The organism is Delftia sp. (assembly GCF_059499305.1).
Genome location: NZ_JCABYI010000040.1, coordinates 178,488 through 194,323 on the forward strand (window position 1 = coordinate 178,488; position 15,836 = coordinate 194,323).

General features: G+C 68.7%; 12 protein-coding genes. 7 read left to right on the forward strand and 5 right to left on the reverse strand.

What is annotated here, in order from left to right:
- Positions 1-5 precede the first annotated feature (5 nt).
- From AC5I49_RS28585 to AC5I49_RS28595, 3 genes are all read right to left on the reverse strand, one after another.
- Positions 6-440: a hypothetical protein gene (locus AC5I49_RS28585; RefSeq protein WP_016450864.1), complete on the reverse strand. Its 435-nt coding sequence runs from the start codon at positions 438-440 to the stop codon at positions 6-8.
- 155 nt (positions 441-595) lie between these two features.
- Complete coding sequence (locus AC5I49_RS28590) at positions 596-1,099, reverse strand: cyanophycin metabolism-associated DUF1854 family protein (protein WP_495790228.1); 504 nt, start codon at positions 1,097-1,099, stop codon at positions 596-598.
- A 3-nt stretch (positions 1,100-1,102) separates the two neighbouring features.
- Positions 1,103-3,397, reverse strand: coding sequence for a cyanophycin metabolism-associated ABC transporter (locus AC5I49_RS28595; RefSeq protein ID WP_016448747.1), 2,295 nt, complete (start codon positions 3,395-3,397; stop codon positions 1,103-1,105).
- 218 nt (positions 3,398-3,615) lie between these two features.
- Here AC5I49_RS28595 and AC5I49_RS28600 point away from each other — a divergent pair, with 218 nt between their 5' ends.
- The 3 genes from AC5I49_RS28600 (at position 3,616) to AC5I49_RS28610 (ending at position 8,941) form a co-directional block, all read left to right on the forward strand.
- Complete coding sequence (locus tag AC5I49_RS28600; protein ID WP_495790229.1) at positions 3,616-5,817, forward strand: cyanophycin synthetase; 2,202 nt, start codon at positions 3,616-3,618, stop codon at positions 5,815-5,817.
- Positions 5,818-5,883: 66 nt separating this feature from the next.
- On the forward strand, positions 5,884-8,457 hold the full coding sequence (gene cphA / locus AC5I49_RS28605) for a cyanophycin synthetase (protein ID WP_047218878.1): 2,574 nt from the start codon (positions 5,884-5,886) through the stop codon (positions 8,455-8,457).
- 1 nt (position 8,458) lies between these two features.
- Positions 8,459-8,941 (forward strand): CreA family protein, encoded by a 483-nt coding sequence (locus AC5I49_RS28610; protein ID WP_209799949.1) that lies wholly within the window; start codon positions 8,459-8,461, stop codon positions 8,939-8,941.
- A 7-nt stretch (positions 8,942-8,948) separates the two neighbouring features.
- Here AC5I49_RS28610 and AC5I49_RS28615 read toward each other — a convergent pair whose 3' ends face one another.
- On the reverse strand, positions 8,949-9,854 hold the full coding sequence (locus AC5I49_RS28615) for a LysR family transcriptional regulator (protein ID WP_016450860.1): 906 nt from the start codon (positions 9,852-9,854) through the stop codon (positions 8,949-8,951).
- A 132-nt stretch (positions 9,855-9,986) separates the two neighbouring features.
- Between AC5I49_RS28615 and AC5I49_RS28620 the strand changes: the two genes are divergently transcribed.
- From AC5I49_RS28620 to AC5I49_RS28635, 4 genes are all read left to right on the forward strand, one after another.
- The gene (locus AC5I49_RS28620; RefSeq protein ID WP_026062025.1) at positions 9,987-11,069 is read left to right on the forward strand and encodes a YeiH family protein; all 1,083 of its coding nucleotides are present in this window, start codon (positions 9,987-9,989) and stop codon (positions 11,067-11,069) included.
- A 157-nt stretch (positions 11,070-11,226) separates the two neighbouring features.
- Positions 11,227-11,688, forward strand: coding sequence for a MarR family winged helix-turn-helix transcriptional regulator (locus tag AC5I49_RS28625; protein WP_016448753.1), 462 nt, complete (start codon positions 11,227-11,229; stop codon positions 11,686-11,688).
- Complete coding sequence (locus AC5I49_RS28630; protein ID WP_495790230.1) at positions 11,685-13,670, forward strand: FUSC family protein; 1,986 nt, start codon at positions 11,685-11,687, stop codon at positions 13,668-13,670. Before AC5I49_RS28625 ends, AC5I49_RS28630 begins: the two co-directional genes overlap by 4 nt.
- A gap of 81 nt (positions 13,671-13,751) precedes the next feature.
- A complete protein-coding gene (locus AC5I49_RS28635; RefSeq protein WP_016448755.1) occupies positions 13,752-14,273 on the forward strand; it encodes a GNAT family N-acetyltransferase in 522 nt (173 codons plus the stop codon).
- 44 nt (positions 14,274-14,317) lie between these two features.
- On the opposite strand, the gene AC5I49_RS28640 is transcribed toward AC5I49_RS28635, so the two are convergent.
- Positions 14,318-15,760 carry an NAD-dependent succinate-semialdehyde dehydrogenase gene (locus tag AC5I49_RS28640; RefSeq protein WP_016448756.1) on the reverse strand — a complete coding sequence of 481 codons (1,443 nt, stop codon included), beginning with the start codon at positions 15,758-15,760 and terminating at the stop codon, positions 14,318-14,320.
- Positions 15,761-15,836 lie beyond the last annotated feature (76 nt).

Below are 15,836 nucleotides of genomic sequence, written 5' to 3' on the forward strand. Positions count from 1 at the left end.
GACACTCAGAGTCCGCCGGTACGCTTGACCTTGGGTTCCGAATAGGTCAACGGCTCCTCGCGCACCTGCAGCTTGTTGCGGGCCACGTCATCGGCCTTGCTGACCTCCTGGGCCTGCTCCACGGCCATGGCGCTGGCGCGCCACATGGACTGGATGAACTCGATGAGCTGCTTGGAAATCGGCTCCTTGGGCGGCTCCTCGACCTCTTCCTTCTGCTTGATCTCCTCGGCCAGCGTCCAGTCGCGGTTTTCCTGGTCCACCACGGACGGTTTTTCAGGATCGCGAATCACACGGCCTTCGCCGATGCGGTCCGTGGATTCGACAGGATTGGCAGCGTTCACGGGACGCACGGGCACCGCGCCCGACGCGCCGGTGGAGTACAGATCGGCGCTTTGCGGGCGCCACGGTATGGGCGATCGGTCAACAGGTGGAATTGGCATGGCTCGACCCTCTTGCTGGATGTGTGCTGTGGGCGGGAATTTCCCGCCGTCGCCTCATCATCGACAGAACCTGAAAGAACTGAAGCGCTTTTTTTGAAAGACGCCCAAGCCTGCCTCAAACCAAGGGTAAACCCCGAAACCACCCTGACCAGGCGCTAGAGGAAACGCTCCAGCATCTTGCGCGAGGCACGGTCCAGCGCCGTGCTGTCCGGCACGCTGAACTGCACGCCGTCCTGGCTGGTGATCATCAGGTGCGTGCGGCCCGACAGGCGGCGGATATCCTCCTCGGCCTTGAGCACGAGCTGCGCGGGACCGCGGTCGGTCTCCAGGTCCCAGGTGCTGGGCGTGGAATAGCTGGACACCTTGCGGATGCGCTGGATGACGGGCACGAACTCGCGCACGGCCAGATCCTGCTCGATCAGCGTGCGGACCTGCGCGGGCAGGTGGTCCATGTGGTCCACCCATAGCGCCTCCTTGCCATCGGCACAGACCAGGGACAGGCCTTGCAGCGGCGCGGCAATGGGAAAGGCGCGTACGGGCACCACGGATTCGTGGCGCGTGCCGTCGGCCAGGATCAGCACCAGGCGGCCATGGGCGTTGCGCTCCACGCGTACGCGGCTCAGATCGGCGCCGGCGGCGCAATGTTGGGCAGTGGACATGGCTTATTCCTCGATGGTGGTTGCGACCAGGGTCAGGCCTGCGGCCTGGGCATCCTCTTCGGCGCGCCGCGCCTGGGCCTGGTACAGGCGCCAGTAGGCGCCCTGCTTTTCCATCAGTTCGTCGTGCGGCCCCACTTCCACGATCTCGCCCCGGTCCATGACCACCAGGCGGTCTGCCTTGCGCAGCGTGGACAGGCGGTGGGCAATGGCAATCGTCGTGCGGCCCTGCACCAGGTTGTCCAGCGCCTTCTGGATTTCCTTCTCGGTCTCGGTGTCCACGGCCGAGGTGGCCTCGTCCAGGATCAGGATGCGCGGGTCGATCAGCAGCGCGCGCGCGATGGAGATGCGCTGGCGCTCGCCGCCCGACAGGCCCTGGCCGCGTTCGCCGACCAGGGAGTCATAGCCGTGCGGCAGGCGCAGGATGAATTCATGGGCATGGGCCGCACGCGCGGCCGCCACGATTTCCTCGCGCGTGGCGTCGGGCTTGCCGTAGGCGATGTTCTCGGCAATGGTGCCGAAGAACAGGAAGGGCTCCTGCAGCACCAAGCCGATGTTGCTGCGGAAGTCCGACACCTTGAGCCGGCGGATATCCACGCCGTCGAGCTGGATGGAGCCTTCGCTCACGTCGTAGAAGCGGCTGATCAGGTTGACCAGGGTGCTCTTGCCCGAGCCGCTGTGGCCGACCAGGCCAATCATTTCACCCGGACGAATCTGCAGATCCAGGTTCTTGATGACGGCGCGGCTGCCGTAGCGGAAGGTTAGGTTGTCCAGCGTGATGGCACCCTGCACGCGCGGCAGCTTGACCGGGTTGACCGGGTCGGGCACGTTGCTCACGTGGTCCAGGATGTCGAAGATGCGCTTGGCGCCGGCTGCCGCCTTCTGTGTGACCGAGACGATGCGGCTCATCGAATCCAGGCGGCTGTAGAAGCGGCCGATGTAGGCGATGAAGGCCGTCAGGATACCGACCGTGATCTGGCCGCCCGCCACCAGCCAGATGCCGAAGCCCCAGACCACCAGCAGGCCGATCTCGGTCAGCAGCGTCACCGTGGGCGTGAACAGCGACCAGGTCTTGTTGACCTTGTCGTTGGCCTGCAGGTTGACCAGATTGGCCTGGGCGAAGCGGTCGGCCTCGCGCTTTTCCTGGGCGAAGGCCTTGACCACGCGGATGCCGGGAATGGTGTCGGCCAGCACATTGGTCACCTCGGACCAGACGCGGTCGATCTTCTCGAAGCCCGTGCGCAGGCGGTCACGCACCAGGTGGATCATCCAGGCGATGAAGGGCAGCGGCACCAGAGTGACCAGGGCCAGCCATGGATTGATGGAGAACAGGATGACCGAGGTCATCACGATCATCAGCACATCGGTGGCGAAATCCAGCGCGTTCAAGGATAGAAACAAATTGATGCGATCTGTTTCCGCCCCGATGCGCGCCATCAGGTCGCCCGTGCGTTTGCTGCCGTAGTAGTCCAGCGACAGCGTCAGCAGGTGGTTGTAGGTGGTCGTGCGCAGGTCCGAGCCAATGCGCTCGGAGACCTTGGCCAGCACGAAGGTGCGCGCCCAGCCCAGGCCCCAGGCCACCAGCGCCGCCGCAAGCAGGCCGCTCAGGTAGAAGACCACTAGGCTGCTGTCGATCTGCTGGCCGTTCTGGAACGGGATCAGGATCTTGTCCACGATGGGAATCGTCAGATAGGGCGCCACCAGGGTGGCGCCCGTGGAGGCCAGGGTCAGCAAAAAGCCCAGCAGCAGCTGGTGCCGGTAGGGATGGGCAAAGCGCCACAGGCGCAGCAGCACCCAGGTGGAGGTCTGGGGGCCCTGCTGGCGCGCGCAGGCCGGGCATTCGTCGGCCTCGGGCGGTAGCTCGGTCTGGCAGGCCGGGCAGCGGGGCACATCGTCCTCGGGCCCGTCGAAGTCCTCGCCGCGCGCCATGCGCTCACGCTGGTGATCGAACTGTTGCAGCAGGCGCAATACGCCCGCCTGGTGGCGCAAGGTGAAGCGCCACAGCGCCAGCCGAGCCGCAGGACCATGCAATTCGAGGTTGCCCACGCCGCCGTGGTCCAGCGTACGCAAATTCTGATCGACAGAGAGTATCCACTCACTCCATCGCTGATCCTCAGGATCACAGGCGATGAGGCGCTGGTTGGTCAGGACAACCCAGCCTTCGCCGAAGCGCATATCCAAGGTCAGGTCAACCGTGGCGAGGGCCAGCACGTTTTCATTGGAAGCGAGCCTGGCTCGCAGCTCAGCCCCGCGGGGGCTGGCAAGGAAGGCCGAAACGTCCACAGAATGGTGTTCTTGCATGTTGAGTTGTTTTTCCCGCCCCTGGCGGCTCCTGGTGTCATGCGGGCAACCGCAGCTCCCCGGTGGATATCCCGCGCGTTGCACGGCATACCCTGCTCAACGCGCCAACCCTGGTTTAGGCTGACAACACTGCGCATGGGTTTTCTGGGCGCACAATCCTCTCCCATTCTCCGGCGATCCGAATCCGGGTCGTCGTTCACGCTTACCCGTTGACCGACATGGCGAAATTCAAAGACATCCAACTCTTGCGCACCACCTACCTGCGTGGACCCAGCGTCTGGACCTACCGTCCCGTGCTGGAGGTCTGGCTGGATCTGGGCGAGCTGGAGGACTATCCCTCGAACAAGCTTCCCGGTTTCAACGAGCGCCTGACGGCCTGGCTGCCCGACCTGGTCGAGCACCACTGCGGCGTGGGCGAGCGCGGCGGCTTCATCCAGCGCCTGGAAGGCGGCACCTGGTGCGGCCACGTGCTGGAGCACATCATCATCGAGCTGCTGAACCTGGCGGGCATGCCTGCCGAGTTCGGCCAGACCCGCGAGATCTCGCAGCGCGGGGTGTACCGCATGGTCTTCCGCTGCCCCGAGGAAACCGTGGCGCGCACGGCCCTGGCCCATGGCCACAGGCTGATCATGGCCGCCATCAATGACGAGCCCTTCGACCTGAAGGCCGCCATCAAGGCCATCAAGACCGAGATCAACGACCGCTACCTGGGCCCGAGCACGGGCTGCATCGTCGATGCGGCCGGCGAGCGCCGCATCCCCCACATCCGCCTCAATGACGGCAACCTCGTGCAACTGGGCTATGGCGCCGCGCAGCGCCGCATCTGGACCGCCGAGAGCGACCAGACCAGCGCCATCGCCGAGGGCATTGCCCAGGACAAGGACTTCACCAAGCGCCTGCTGGCCGCCTGCGGCGTGCCCGTGCCCGAAGGCCAGATCGTCCACAGCCCCGAGGAAGCCTGGGAAGTGGCGCAGGACATCGGCTTTCCCGTCACCGTCAAGCCCTCGGACGGCAACCACGCACGCGGCGTGACGCTGGACCTGCGCGACGAGGCCGACATCAAGGCCGCCTTCGCGCTGGCCCAGCCTGAAGGCTCGGACGTTATCGTCGAACGCTTCATCGACGGCACCGAGCACCGCATCCTGGTGGTGGGCGGCAAGGTGGTTGCCGCCTGCCGTGGCGAGACCGTGAGCGTGGCCGGCAATGGCAAGTCCACGGTTCGCGAACTGGTCGCCGTGGTCAACCAGGACCCGCGCCGCGGCCCCGAGCAGGAATACCCGCTGGACTGGATCAACCTCGAAGCCCCGGCCGTGAAGCTGGAACTCAAGCGCCAGAACGTCACGCCCGACACCATTCCTGCCCAGGGCACCAGCGTGCTGCTGCAGCGCAACGGCAACATGGCCATCGACTGCACCGACGAAGTCCATCCCGAAGTGGCCTACATGGCCACGCTGGCCGCCAAGATCGTGGGCCTGGACATCGCGGGCATGGACATGATCCTGCAGGACGTCTCGCGCCCCATGAAGGAGCAGGGCGGCGCCATCCTCGAAGTCAACGCCGGCCCCGGCCTGCTGATGCATCTGAAGCCCACCAGCGGCGCGCCGCGCCCCGTGGGCATGGCCATCGCCGACCACCTGTTCCCGCGCACCGAAGAGGGCACGGGCGCCGGCCGCATCCCCCTGGTCGGCATTGCCGGCACGCGCAACAACGGTTTCACGGCCCGCCTGGTGGGCTGGCTGCTGCAGCTGTCGGGCAAGCTCACGGGCGTGGCCAGCAGCGAGGGCATGTTCCTGTCCAACCGCCAGACGCAGAAGACCAATACCGCCAACTGGGCCGGCGCCCACCGGCTGCTGACCAACCGCCTGGCCCAGGCCGCCGTCATCCAGACCACGGCCCGTTCCATCCTGGAGGAAGGCCTGGCCTACGACCGCTGCCTGGTCGGCGTGGTCACCGACATGGACGGCTTCGAGCAGTTGCCCGACCATGACGTGCACGAGCAGTCACAGATGACGCGCGTGATGCGCACCCAGATCGACGTGGTGCTGGACGAAGGCGCGGGCGTGCTCAATGCCGACATCGAACAGGTGGCCGACCTGGCCCGCCTGTGCGACGGCGAGGTGCTGTTCTATTCCATGCAGGCCGACAGCCCCGTGGTAGCGGCCCACCGTTGCGAGAGCGAAGGCCGTGCCGTCTTCGTGCGCGGCAACCAGGTGATCCTGGCCACGGGCGCCGCCGAGCGCGTGCTGGGCACGCTGGACGCGCTGAGCCTGCCCGGTGGCCTGCACCCGGACACGCCGGCCCTGCTCGCTGCCATTGCCGCGGCGTGGTCCATGGACATTGCCCCCGACCTCATCGTCGCCGGCATCAAGACCTTCGACTACACGCCGGCCGCCGCTGCGGTTTCCACCGCCGCCGCCTGAGCCCGACCACACGATGACATGCAGGCAGGCCCGGCGACGCGGGCCTGCCCTCCGAAAGAAGACACTATGCAGATCACCCGCATCCGAGCCCTGCGCGGCCCCAATCTCTGGACCCGCAGCACCGCCATCGAAGCCATCGTGCAATGCGAGCCCGGCGACTGTGACTACTCGGCCCTGGCAGGGTTCGAGGACCGGCTGCGCGCACGCTTTCCCAAGATCGGCACGCTGCAGCCGCACGGTGCCGACCAGCGCCTGTCGCTGGCCCATGTGCTGGAAGTGGCGGCCCTGTCGCTGCAGGCCCAGGCCGGCTGCCCCGTGACCTTCAGCCGCACGCACGAGACCGTGGAAGCCGGCACCTACCAGGTGGTGGTGGAGTACACCGAGGAATCCGTGGGCCGCCTGGCCATGGAACAGGCCGGTGCGCTGCTGCAGTCGGCACTGGCCGACACGCCCTTCGACGCCGACAAGGTGGTGGCCGAGCTGCGTGAACTCGACGAGGACGAGCGCATCGGCCCCTCCACAGGCTCCATCGTCGATGCGGCCGTGGCGCGCGGCATTCCCATCCGCCGCCTGACCTCGGGCTCGCTGGTACAGCTGGGCTGGGGCTCCAAGGCCCGCCGCATCCAGGCCGCCGAGCTGGACCAGACCAGCGCCGTGGCCGAATCCATCGCCCAGGACAAGGACCTGACCAAGCGCCTGCTGCACGCCGCCGGCGTGCCCGTGCCTCTGGGCCGCCCCGTCAAGGACGTGGAAGAAGCCTGGCTCGTGGCCCAGGAAGTGGGACTGCCCGTGGTGGTCAAGCCCCAGGACGGCAACCAGGGCAAGGGCGTGGTGGTCAACATCACCACGCACGAGCAGCTCAAGGCCGCCTTCGCCACCGCCTCGGAATTCGGCGACGACATCATGGTCGAACGCTTCCTGCCGGGCCACGACTTCCGCCTGCTGGTGGTCGGCGGCCAGCTGGTGGCCGCTGCGCGCCGCGAGCCGCCCCAGGTGCTGGGCGACGGCCAGCACACCATCCGCGAACTGGTCGAGCTGGTCAACCAGGACCCGCGCCGCGGCTCGGGCCACGGCACGGCGCTGACCAAGATCCGCCTGGACGACATCGCCATCGCGCGCATCGCCACCGAAGGGCTCACGCCCGAATCCGTGCCGGCCCAGGGCCAGCGCGTGGTGCTGCGCAACAACGCCAACCTGTCCACCGGCGGCAGCGCCACCGATGTGACGGACGACGTGCACCCCGACATCGCTGCGCGCGCCGTGGAGGCCGCCCAGACCATCGGCCTGCACATCTGCGGCGTGGACGTGGTCTGCGAGACCATGCTGCGCCCGCTGGAGGAGCAAAACGGCGGCATCGTCGAAGTCAACGCCGCGCCGGGCCTGCGCATGCACCTGGCGCCGTCCTTCGGCAAGCCCCGCAACGTGGGCGTGCCCATGGTCGATGAGCTGTTCGCGCCGGGCCAGGACGGCCGCATCCCGCTGGTGGCCGTCACCGGCACCAATGGCAAGACCACGACCACGCGCCTGATCGCCCACCTGTTCACCTCGCATGGCTGGCGCACGGCCATGACCAATACCGACGGCGTCTACGTCAACGGCCGCCAGATCGACAGCGGCGACTGCTCGGGCCCGCGCAGCGCGCGCAACGCCCTGGCCCACCCCGAGACCGATGCGGCCGTGCTCGAATGCGCGCGCGGCGGCATCCTGCGCGAAGGCCTGGGCTTCGACCGCTGCCAGGTGGCCGTGGTCACCAACGTGGGCGCGGGCGACCACCTGGGCCTGAACTACATCACCACGGTGGAAGACGTGGCCGTGCTCAAGCGCGTCATCGTGCAGAACGTGGCCGCCGACGGCTATGCCGTGCTCAACGCCGCCGACCCGCTGGTGGCCGCCATGGCCTCCACCTCGCCGGGCAAGGTCATCTATTTCGCGGCCGACCGCCACCACCCCGTGATGGCCACGCACCGCGCCCAGGGCAACCGCGTGGTCTACGTGGACGGCGACAGCATCGTTGCGGCTGAAAGTTCGTGGCGCGAGACCATCGCCCTGCGCGAGATCCCCATCACGCGCAACGGCACCATCACCTTCCAGGTGGAGAACGTCATGGCCGCCATCGCCGCCGCCTGGGGCGTGGGTCTGCCGTGGCAGACCATCCGCCGCGGGCTGGCCGGCTTCGTCAACGACAGCGACAACGCCCCCGGACGCTTCAACGTCATGGACTACCGTGGCGCCACGCTGATCGCCGACTACGGCCACAACCCCGACGCCATCCGCGCCCTGGTGCAGGCCGTGGATGCCATGCCGGCCCAGCGCCGCAGCGTGGTCATCAGCGGCGCGGGCGACCGCCGCGACCAGGACATCACCGAGCAGACCCAGATCCTGGGCCGCGCCTTCGACGACGTCATCCTCTACCAGGATGCCTGCCAGCGCGGCCGCGCCGACGGGGAAGTCCTGGCCCTGCTGCAGCAAGGCCTGCAAGGCGCACCGCGCACCGGCTACGTGACCCAGATCCAGGGTGAGTTCAACGCCATCGACCACGCGCTGGCGCGGCTGACGCCCGGCGACCTGTGCCTGGTGCTGGTGGACCAGGTCGAGGAAGCCCTCGAACACCTGCGCCGCCATGTGGCGGGTGAGGCTTGACATGAACAGCCGGGCCTTGCTCACGGCCGCCCTGGCCACGCTGCTGCTGGGCGCCTGCGGTGCGCGCGCCGAGCAGGTGGGCGCGGTGGACACGGTGTTCAAGTTCATAGGCCCGGACCACAAGATCGTGGTCGATGCCTATGACGATCCCAAGGTGGCGGGCGTGACCTGCTATGTCTCGCGCGCCAAGACCGGCGGCATCAAGGGCGGCCTGGGCCTGGCCGAGGACCGCGCCGAGGCCTCGATCAGCTGCGTGCAGACCGGACCCATCCAGATCCCTGCGCCGCTCAAGCAGCAGGACGAGGTGTTTACCGAACGCATCTCGCTGCTGTTCAAGCGCCTGCGCGTGGTGCGCATGGTCGATGCGCAGCGCAACACCCTGGTCTACATGACCTACTCGGACCGCGTGATCGAAGGCTCGCCGCAGAACAGCGTCACGGCCGTGCCCGTGCCGCGCAACACGCCGATACCGCTGCAAAAGTAGCCTGGGCTCATTCCTGCGCCTGGGACCTGCAGGCCTGCACGAAGGCCGCCAGCGCCGGCGAGCGGCGCTTGCCTGCCCGCTGCACCAGCGAGAAATCGCGCCACATGCGCGGCAGCGTGGTCGGCAGCACGGCCAGCTCTCCCGAGGCGACCAGGGCCTGCACCAGCACGCGCGACAGGCAGCTGACGCCCAGGCCCTGCGCCACGCAGCGCGCAATCGCCTCCGAACTGCCCAGCGTGGCCGCGGCCGGCAACTGGTGCAGATGCGGCAGCAAGGCATGCTCCACCATCTCGCGCGTGCCCGAGCCCGGCTCGCGCAGCAGCCAGCGCGCACCGCGCAAAGCGGCCACGCCCAGCGGGCGCTGGCCCGCGGCCTGCACCAGCGGGTCCTGTGCTGCAGCCACGATGACGAGTTCGTCGCGCATCCAGGGCTCGACCTCCAGCCCGGGCCAGTGGCTGGTGCCCTCGATCAGGCCCAGGTCCACGTCCAGCGATTCCACGGCCTGGCCCACCTCGCGCGTGTTGGCGATCTGCAGGTCCACGCTCAGGTGCGGATGGCTGCGCGCCAGGTGCGCGAGCACGGCCGGCAGCGCATAGGTGCCTATGGTGGTGCTGGCCGCCACGCGCAGACGCACGGGCAGGCTGGCGGCCCGCACCGAAAACGCCTGCTCTATGCCCCTGGCCTGCTCCAGCAGCGCCAGCGCCTCGGGCAGCAGGGCGCGCCCCGCATCGTTGAGCGCCAGCCGCCGGCCCACGCGCTCGAACAGCTGGGCACCCATGGCCTGCTCCAGCTGCTGCAGCGCGGCGCTGGTGGCCGACTGCGACAGGGCCACGGCATCGGCCGCCGCCACGGTGGAGCCGGCCTGGGCAACGGCGCAGAAGATTTCAAGTTGGCGCAGGGTGAGGTGCAGCATGGCGTGCAGTCTGGACGAGGCATCAACCTGTTTCCCCGGTTGATGCTACAAAAACTATTCGTTATACGAATATAGCCAAGAAATCTAAAGTGCCTCCCATGCACCGCGCTCCTGACGCGGCGCGCAGGCACCATGAACACCACTTCCCTCCCACGCTCCTCCCTCCCTGGCTGGCTTCGCCATTTGACCGAGCTTGCGCCCGGCCTGCTGCTGGCCGGCGCCATTGCCGCAGCCGCCACCTGGGGCGCACGCCAGCCCCTGCTGGCCGGCTCGGGCCTGAGCGCGCTCACGCTGGCCATCTGCATCGGCCTGGTCATCGGCAACACCGTCTATCCGCGCCTGGCGCCCAGCTGCCATGCCGGCGTGGGCCTGGCCAAGCAGCGCCTGCTGCGCGCGGGCATCGTGCTCTACGGCCTGCGGCTGACCTTCCAGGACATAGGCCATGTGGGCATGGCCGGCGTGGTGGTCGATGCCCTGGTGCTGGGCAGCACCTTTTTGCTGGCGCAGTGGCTGGGCCGCCGCGTCTTCGGGCTGGATGCGCGCACCACGGTGCTGATCGGCGCGGGCAGCTCCATCTGCGGCGCCGCTGCCGTGCTGGCCACCGAACCCGTGATCAAGGGACGTGCCGAAGACGTGGCCGTGGCCGTGGCCACCGTGGTGGTCTTCGGCACCGTGGGCACCTTTCTCTACCCCGCGCTGTTCCACTGGAACGCCGCCCACGGCTGGCTGGACATGTCGCCCGCGCAGTACGGGCTGTACGTGGGCTCCACCGTGCATGAGGTGGCCCAGGTCGTGGCCGCCGGCGAAGCCATTGCGCCCGAAGCCGCCGACGTGGCGGTGATCTCCAAGATGGTGCGCGTGATGATGCTGGCCCCCTTCCTGCTGCTGCTGTCCATGGCGGTGGCGCGCGGCAACCGCAGCAGCCAGATGAGCGACGGCCAGCCGCGCCGCATCACCATTCCCTGGTTCGCGCTGGGCTTCGTCGCCATGGCCGGCGTGAACTCGCTGGGCGTGCTGCCCGCTGCCGTGGTGCAGGTGGGCGTGCAGCTGGACAACGCGCTGCTGGCCGTGGCCATGGCGGCCCTGGGCCTGACCACCCATGTCCGCGCCGTGCGTGCCGCAGGCACGAAGCCCCTGCTGCTGGCCGCCTTGCTGTTCGCATGGCTTCTGGTGGCGGGCCTGCTCTTCAACCGCTGGGTGCCCGGCCTGCTCTGAAGCTGCCAGCATCCATCGACCGGCCCTGCGAGGCATCGTCTCGCAGGGCCTTTTTCATGGACGGACTGCCTTCCAGAGCAAGGGAATACCCTTGAACCAAATGCAGGCACAATTAATTTGCAATACAAATTAATTGAACTACAAAGATAATCGAGGCATGTCCTTTGCCTCTGCCCCTCCCCGCGCCCGTCTCGGCTTTCTCATGGTCACCCTGGTACGCCAGTGGCGCCGCCAGGTCGAGGAACAACTGCTGGCCGACGGCCTGACCGACGCCACCTGGGCGCCGCTGATCCACCTGCGCGCCTGGGGCGACGGTGTCACGCAAAAGGAACTGGCCGAGCGTGTGGGCCTGGACGGCTCCAGCCTGGTGCGCCTGCTCGACATTCTGGAAGGCCACGGATGGGTGGAGCGCCGCGCCGACCCCGGTGACCGGCGCAGCAAGCGCATCTTCCTGACCGATGAAGGCAACGGCGCCGTGGACCGCGTGCGCGCCACCATGCTGCAGGCCGAGCTGGCCATGCTGCAGGACCTGGACGATGCCGAGGTCGAGGCCATGCTGGCCGGCATGGCCAAGATCCAGGCGCGCATGGGCGCGCTGCGCACGGAAGGCGCGCCATGAGCGCCCTCCACGATGCCTATGGCCGCCTGCTGCAGGCCTCGGTCCGCTGGGGCTTCGACCCCGTGCGCCTGCGCCAGCATCTGCGCACGGCCTTTGCCGCCTGCCTGGCCTTGCTGGCCGCCTGGCAGCTGGGGCTGGAGCATCCGCAGTGGGCCGCCATGGCCACCTGGGCCGCATCCCAGCCGCTGCGCGGGCAACTGGTCGAGAAAAGCTTTTTCCGGGTCGCAGGCACCGTGGCCGGCACGGCCGTGGGCGTGGGCCTGGTGCTGCTGGCCCAGGGCAATCTGCTGTGGCTGGTGCTGGGCCTGGCCGTCTGGCTGGGCCTGTGCGCGGGCGTGGGCAATCTGCAGCGCAGCTTCGTGGCCTACGGCACCATGCTGTCCGGCTATTCGGCAGCCATGGTGGCGCTGCTGGACTTCGCCCATCCCGAGCAGGTCTTCGCCCTGGGCTGGGACCGGCTGTTCACCGCGCTGACCGGCGTGTTCGCAGCCTTGCTCGTGGGCTGGCTGTTCACGCCCAAGGGCAGCGGCATTCCCGGCAATGCCGAGGTACGCCAGCTGTTTGCCCGGCTGCTGCGCGATCTGGCCGACAGCCTGCAGGCGCGCGGCCGTTCGTCACTGGGCTCGCAGGAGATCGCCGCCCGCCTGCTGGCCATGGCGGTGATCGAGGAGGGGCTGGACCCGCACGCCGCAGGATCGCAGCGCTCGCGCGAAGCCGTGCACGCGCTGCGCCGGCTCATGAATGCCCAGATCTCGGCCCTGCTGTGGCTGCGCGATGCACCGTCGCAGGAGCCGCCTGCGGCCTTTGGCGAGGCGCAGGCCCTGGCCGCCGCGCAGGCGCTGCGCGAAGCCGCCGTGGCGCTGGAGACGCGCGTGCAGTTGCACGAGGCCGCGGCGGCCCTGGTACGCGCACGCGAGGCCGCTGTGGCCTGGCCCGGCGCAGCCGACATGCTGGCCCCGATGGGCTTTGCGCTGCAGGCCCACCTGGCCGCCACCCATGACGTGGCCCTGCCGCCCGGCCACCGCGCCCGCCAATGGCCCGTGGTGCTGCACAGCGACTGGCTGGGCGCGCGCCGCGCCATGCTGCGTGCCAGCGCGGCCATCGCCATCGTGGGCCTGCTGTGGGTGGCCTCGGGCTGGAGCGGCGGCGCCTACATGCTGCTGGGCATGTCCATCATGCTGACCGTGTTCTCGGGCTTCGAGAACCCGTCGGCCACCATGCGCCATGTGACCCTGGGCCAGGCCATGGGCGTGCTGGTGGCCCTGGCCTGCCAGTGGCTGGTCTGGCCGTTCGCCAGCAGCCAGGCGGGCCTGGTCTGGCTGATGCTGCCCTTCGTCTTCGTGGGCGCGCTGCTGTTCTCCCACCAGCGCACCGCGCTCTCGGGCTATGACTGCAACATGGTGCTGCTGCTCCTGCTGCAGCCCCACTACCCGCAGACGGCCAGCTTCGGCCATGCGCTGGCCCTGGGGCTGGCGGTGGTGTCCGGGCCGCTGGCCGGCTGGGCTGCCTACCGATTCATCCTGCCGGTCACCCTGCAGGGACGGCTGCAGGGCCTGCGCTCCATGATGGTCCACGAACTGCAGGACATGGCCGCCACGCCCGGCCATGCGCGCGATGGCCGCATCTGGCGCGCCCGCCTGTACCACCGGCTGCTGCGCCTGGTGCGCATGTCGGAGCAGGCCGGAGGGCAGCTGGGCGCGCAGGCGGCCGAGTGCGGCCTGGCCGCCCTGCATGTGGGCCGCGCCATCCAGGCGCTGCACCAGCTGTCCGGGGAAGCGGCCCTGGGCGACGGCACCGCCCGCGCCGTGCGCGCCGCGCTGCTGCGCCTGCAGCGGCTGCAGCAGGCGCCCGGCCAGTGCCCGCCGCTTTTGCGCGCACTGGCGCAGCGCGTGGCCGAACGCCATCCAGACCAGGCCCGCCAGCTGCGCCATGCCGCGCACGAGATCGCGCAGCACGAAGCCTTCTTCCGCAATGCCGGCTGAAGCACGGACCCATGCCAGAATGGCCAGCCCAGGCCGACAGCGCCCCACGCTCTCTGTCCCCCTGTTGCGAGGAAAGCATCCATGACGTGGAGCGACACCACCATCACCTCACAGCGCCTGGCGCTGCGCCCCTTCACTGCCGCCGATGCCGATGAGGCCTTTGCCTGCATCACGCCCACGTTGACGCGCTACCTGTCGTTCGAGCCGCCATCGGCGCCTGCCGATTTCGAGGCAGTCTGGCGCGGATGGCTGCGGGAGATCGCAGCCGGCACGGACTTCAACTTCACGCTGCGCGAGCGCGCGTCAGGCCGATTCACCGGCCTGCTGGGCCTGCACCGCGCGCGCGATGCCGAGCCCGAACTCGGCATCTGGATACGCGAGGACGCGCATGGCCAGGGCCATGGCCGCGAGGCCGTTGCCGCCCTGGCCGCCTGGGCCGCGGAAACCTTCGCCCCGAAGTCCTTCAGCTACCCGGTGGCCGAGGCCAACACGGCCAGCCGGCGCATCGCCGAAGGATTGGGCGGGGTCGTCGTGGAGCAGCAGCAGCGGCCCAAGTACGCGGCCGTCATCTACCGCATTCCCGCGCGCAAGCCGCACCCATGAAAAACGGCCCCCTCAGGGGCCGTTCATCTTTCAGCCGGCCATGATCACACGGCGGCAATGGACACGGCCTTGGAGACCAGGTAGGCCTCCAGCGCCTCGGGGCCGCCTTCGGAGCCGTAGCCCGAGTCCTTGATGCCGCCGAACGGCATCTCGGCCGAGGCCACGGCCGGCTGGTTGATCCACAGCATGCCGGCCTCGACCTGCTGCGCCAGCTGGTGAGCGGTCTTGATGGAGCGCGTGAACGCATAGGCGGCCAGGCCATAGGACAGGCGGTTGGCCTCGGCGATGGCATCGCCCAGATCGTCGAAGCCGCGGATGGCAGCCACGGGGCCGAAAGGCTCCTGGTTGAAGATCTCGGCGCTCAGCGGCACATCGCCCAGCACCGTGGGTGCAAAGTAGTTGCCCTTGTCGCCCAGGGAGCCGCCGCCCGTGAGCAGCTTGGCGCCCTGCTTTTGCGCGTCCTCGATGAAATGGGCCAGTGCGGTGACGCGGCGCGGATTGGCCAGCGGGCCCATCTGCGTGCCCTGCACCAGGCCATCGCCGACCTTGAGGCCTTCGGCATGCGCCACCATGGCGCGTGTGAACTCCTCGCGCACGCTGTTGTGCACCAGAAAGCGCGTGGGCGAGATACAGACCTGGCCTGCATTGCGGAACTTGGCGGCACCCGCCGCCTTGACGGCCAGCGCCACGTCGGCATCCTCGGCCACGATGACCGGCGCGTGGCCGCCCAGCTCCATGGTCGAGCGCTTCATGTGCTGGCCGGCCAGCGCCGCCAGCTGCTTGCCCACGGGCGTGGAACCCGTGAACGTGACCTTGCGGATCACGGGATGGGCGATCAGGTAGGAGGAAATCTGGGCCGGATCGCCGAACACCAGGCCCACCACCCCGGCGGGCACGCCGGCATCGACAAAGCACTTGAACAGGGCGGCAGGCGCGGCCGGCGTTTCCTCGGGCGCCTTGCACAGGAAGGAGCAGCCTGTGGCCAGCGCCGCGCCGATCTTGCGCACGATCTGGTTGACGGGGAAGTTCCAGGGCGTGAAGGCGGCCACGGGACCCACGGGCTCCTTGATCACCAGCTGCTGCACCTCGGGACGGCGCGAGGGCACGATGCGGCCATACACGCGCAGCGCCTCGTCGGCAAACCATTCGATGATGCCCACGCCGGCCAGGATCTCGCCCTTGGCCTCGGCCAGCGGCTTGCCCTGCTCCTGCGTCAGCAGGGCGGCGATCTCGTCGGCCCGGTCCTTGAGCAGGGCTGCGGCACGGCGCATGGCGGCTCCGCGCTCATGGGCGGAGACCTTGCGCCAGGTCTCGAAGCCGCGCTGAGCGGCGGCCAGCGCACGGTCCAGGTCGGCCACGTCGGCATGGGCCACATGGCCGATGACCTCGCCGCTGGCCGGATTGCGCACGGGAATCTTCCTGCCGCTGGCGGCGTCCTGCCATTGGCCGTCGATCAGGAGTTGGGTGTCGGAGTAGGAATGGCTCATGCTGGATCAGATCCTTGGTAGATGACAGGGGGCAGATGTGTGGGGCAGGCACGGCGCTCGCAGTGTCCGCACCCGG

Excerpts from the sequence above, each read along its gene's own strand:
- AC5I49_RS28585 (WP_016450864.1), bottom strand. The coding sequence starts at position 440 with ATGCCAATTCCACCTGTTGACCGATCGCCCATACCGTGGCGCCCGCAA.
- AC5I49_RS28590 (WP_495790228.1), bottom strand. The coding sequence starts at position 1,099 with ATGTCCACTGCCCAACATTGCGCCGCCGGCGCCGATCTGAGCCGCGTA.
- AC5I49_RS28595 (WP_016448747.1), bottom strand. The coding sequence starts at position 3,397 with ATGCAAGAACACCATTCTGTGGACGTTTCGGCCTTCCTTGCCAGCCCC.
- AC5I49_RS28600 (WP_495790229.1), top strand. The coding sequence starts at position 3,616 with ATGGCGAAATTCAAAGACATCCAACTCTTGCGCACCACCTACCTGCGT.
- cphA (WP_047218878.1), top strand. The coding sequence starts at position 5,884 with ATGCAGATCACCCGCATCCGAGCCCTGCGCGGCCCCAATCTCTGGACC.
- AC5I49_RS28610 (WP_209799949.1), top strand. The coding sequence starts at position 8,459 with ATGAACAGCCGGGCCTTGCTCACGGCCGCCCTGGCCACGCTGCTGCTG.
- AC5I49_RS28615 (WP_016450860.1), bottom strand. The coding sequence starts at position 9,854 with ATGCTGCACCTCACCCTGCGCCAACTTGAAATCTTCTGCGCCGTTGCC.
- AC5I49_RS28620 (WP_026062025.1), top strand. The coding sequence starts at position 9,987 with ATGAACACCACTTCCCTCCCACGCTCCTCCCTCCCTGGCTGGCTTCGC.
- AC5I49_RS28625 (WP_016448753.1), top strand. The coding sequence starts at position 11,227 with ATGTCCTTTGCCTCTGCCCCTCCCCGCGCCCGTCTCGGCTTTCTCATG.
- AC5I49_RS28630 (WP_495790230.1), top strand. The coding sequence starts at position 11,685 with ATGAGCGCCCTCCACGATGCCTATGGCCGCCTGCTGCAGGCCTCGGTC.
- AC5I49_RS28635 (WP_016448755.1), top strand. The coding sequence starts at position 13,752 with ATGACGTGGAGCGACACCACCATCACCTCACAGCGCCTGGCGCTGCGC.
- AC5I49_RS28640 (WP_016448756.1), bottom strand. The coding sequence starts at position 15,760 with ATGAGCCATTCCTACTCCGACACCCAACTCCTGATCGACGGCCAATGG.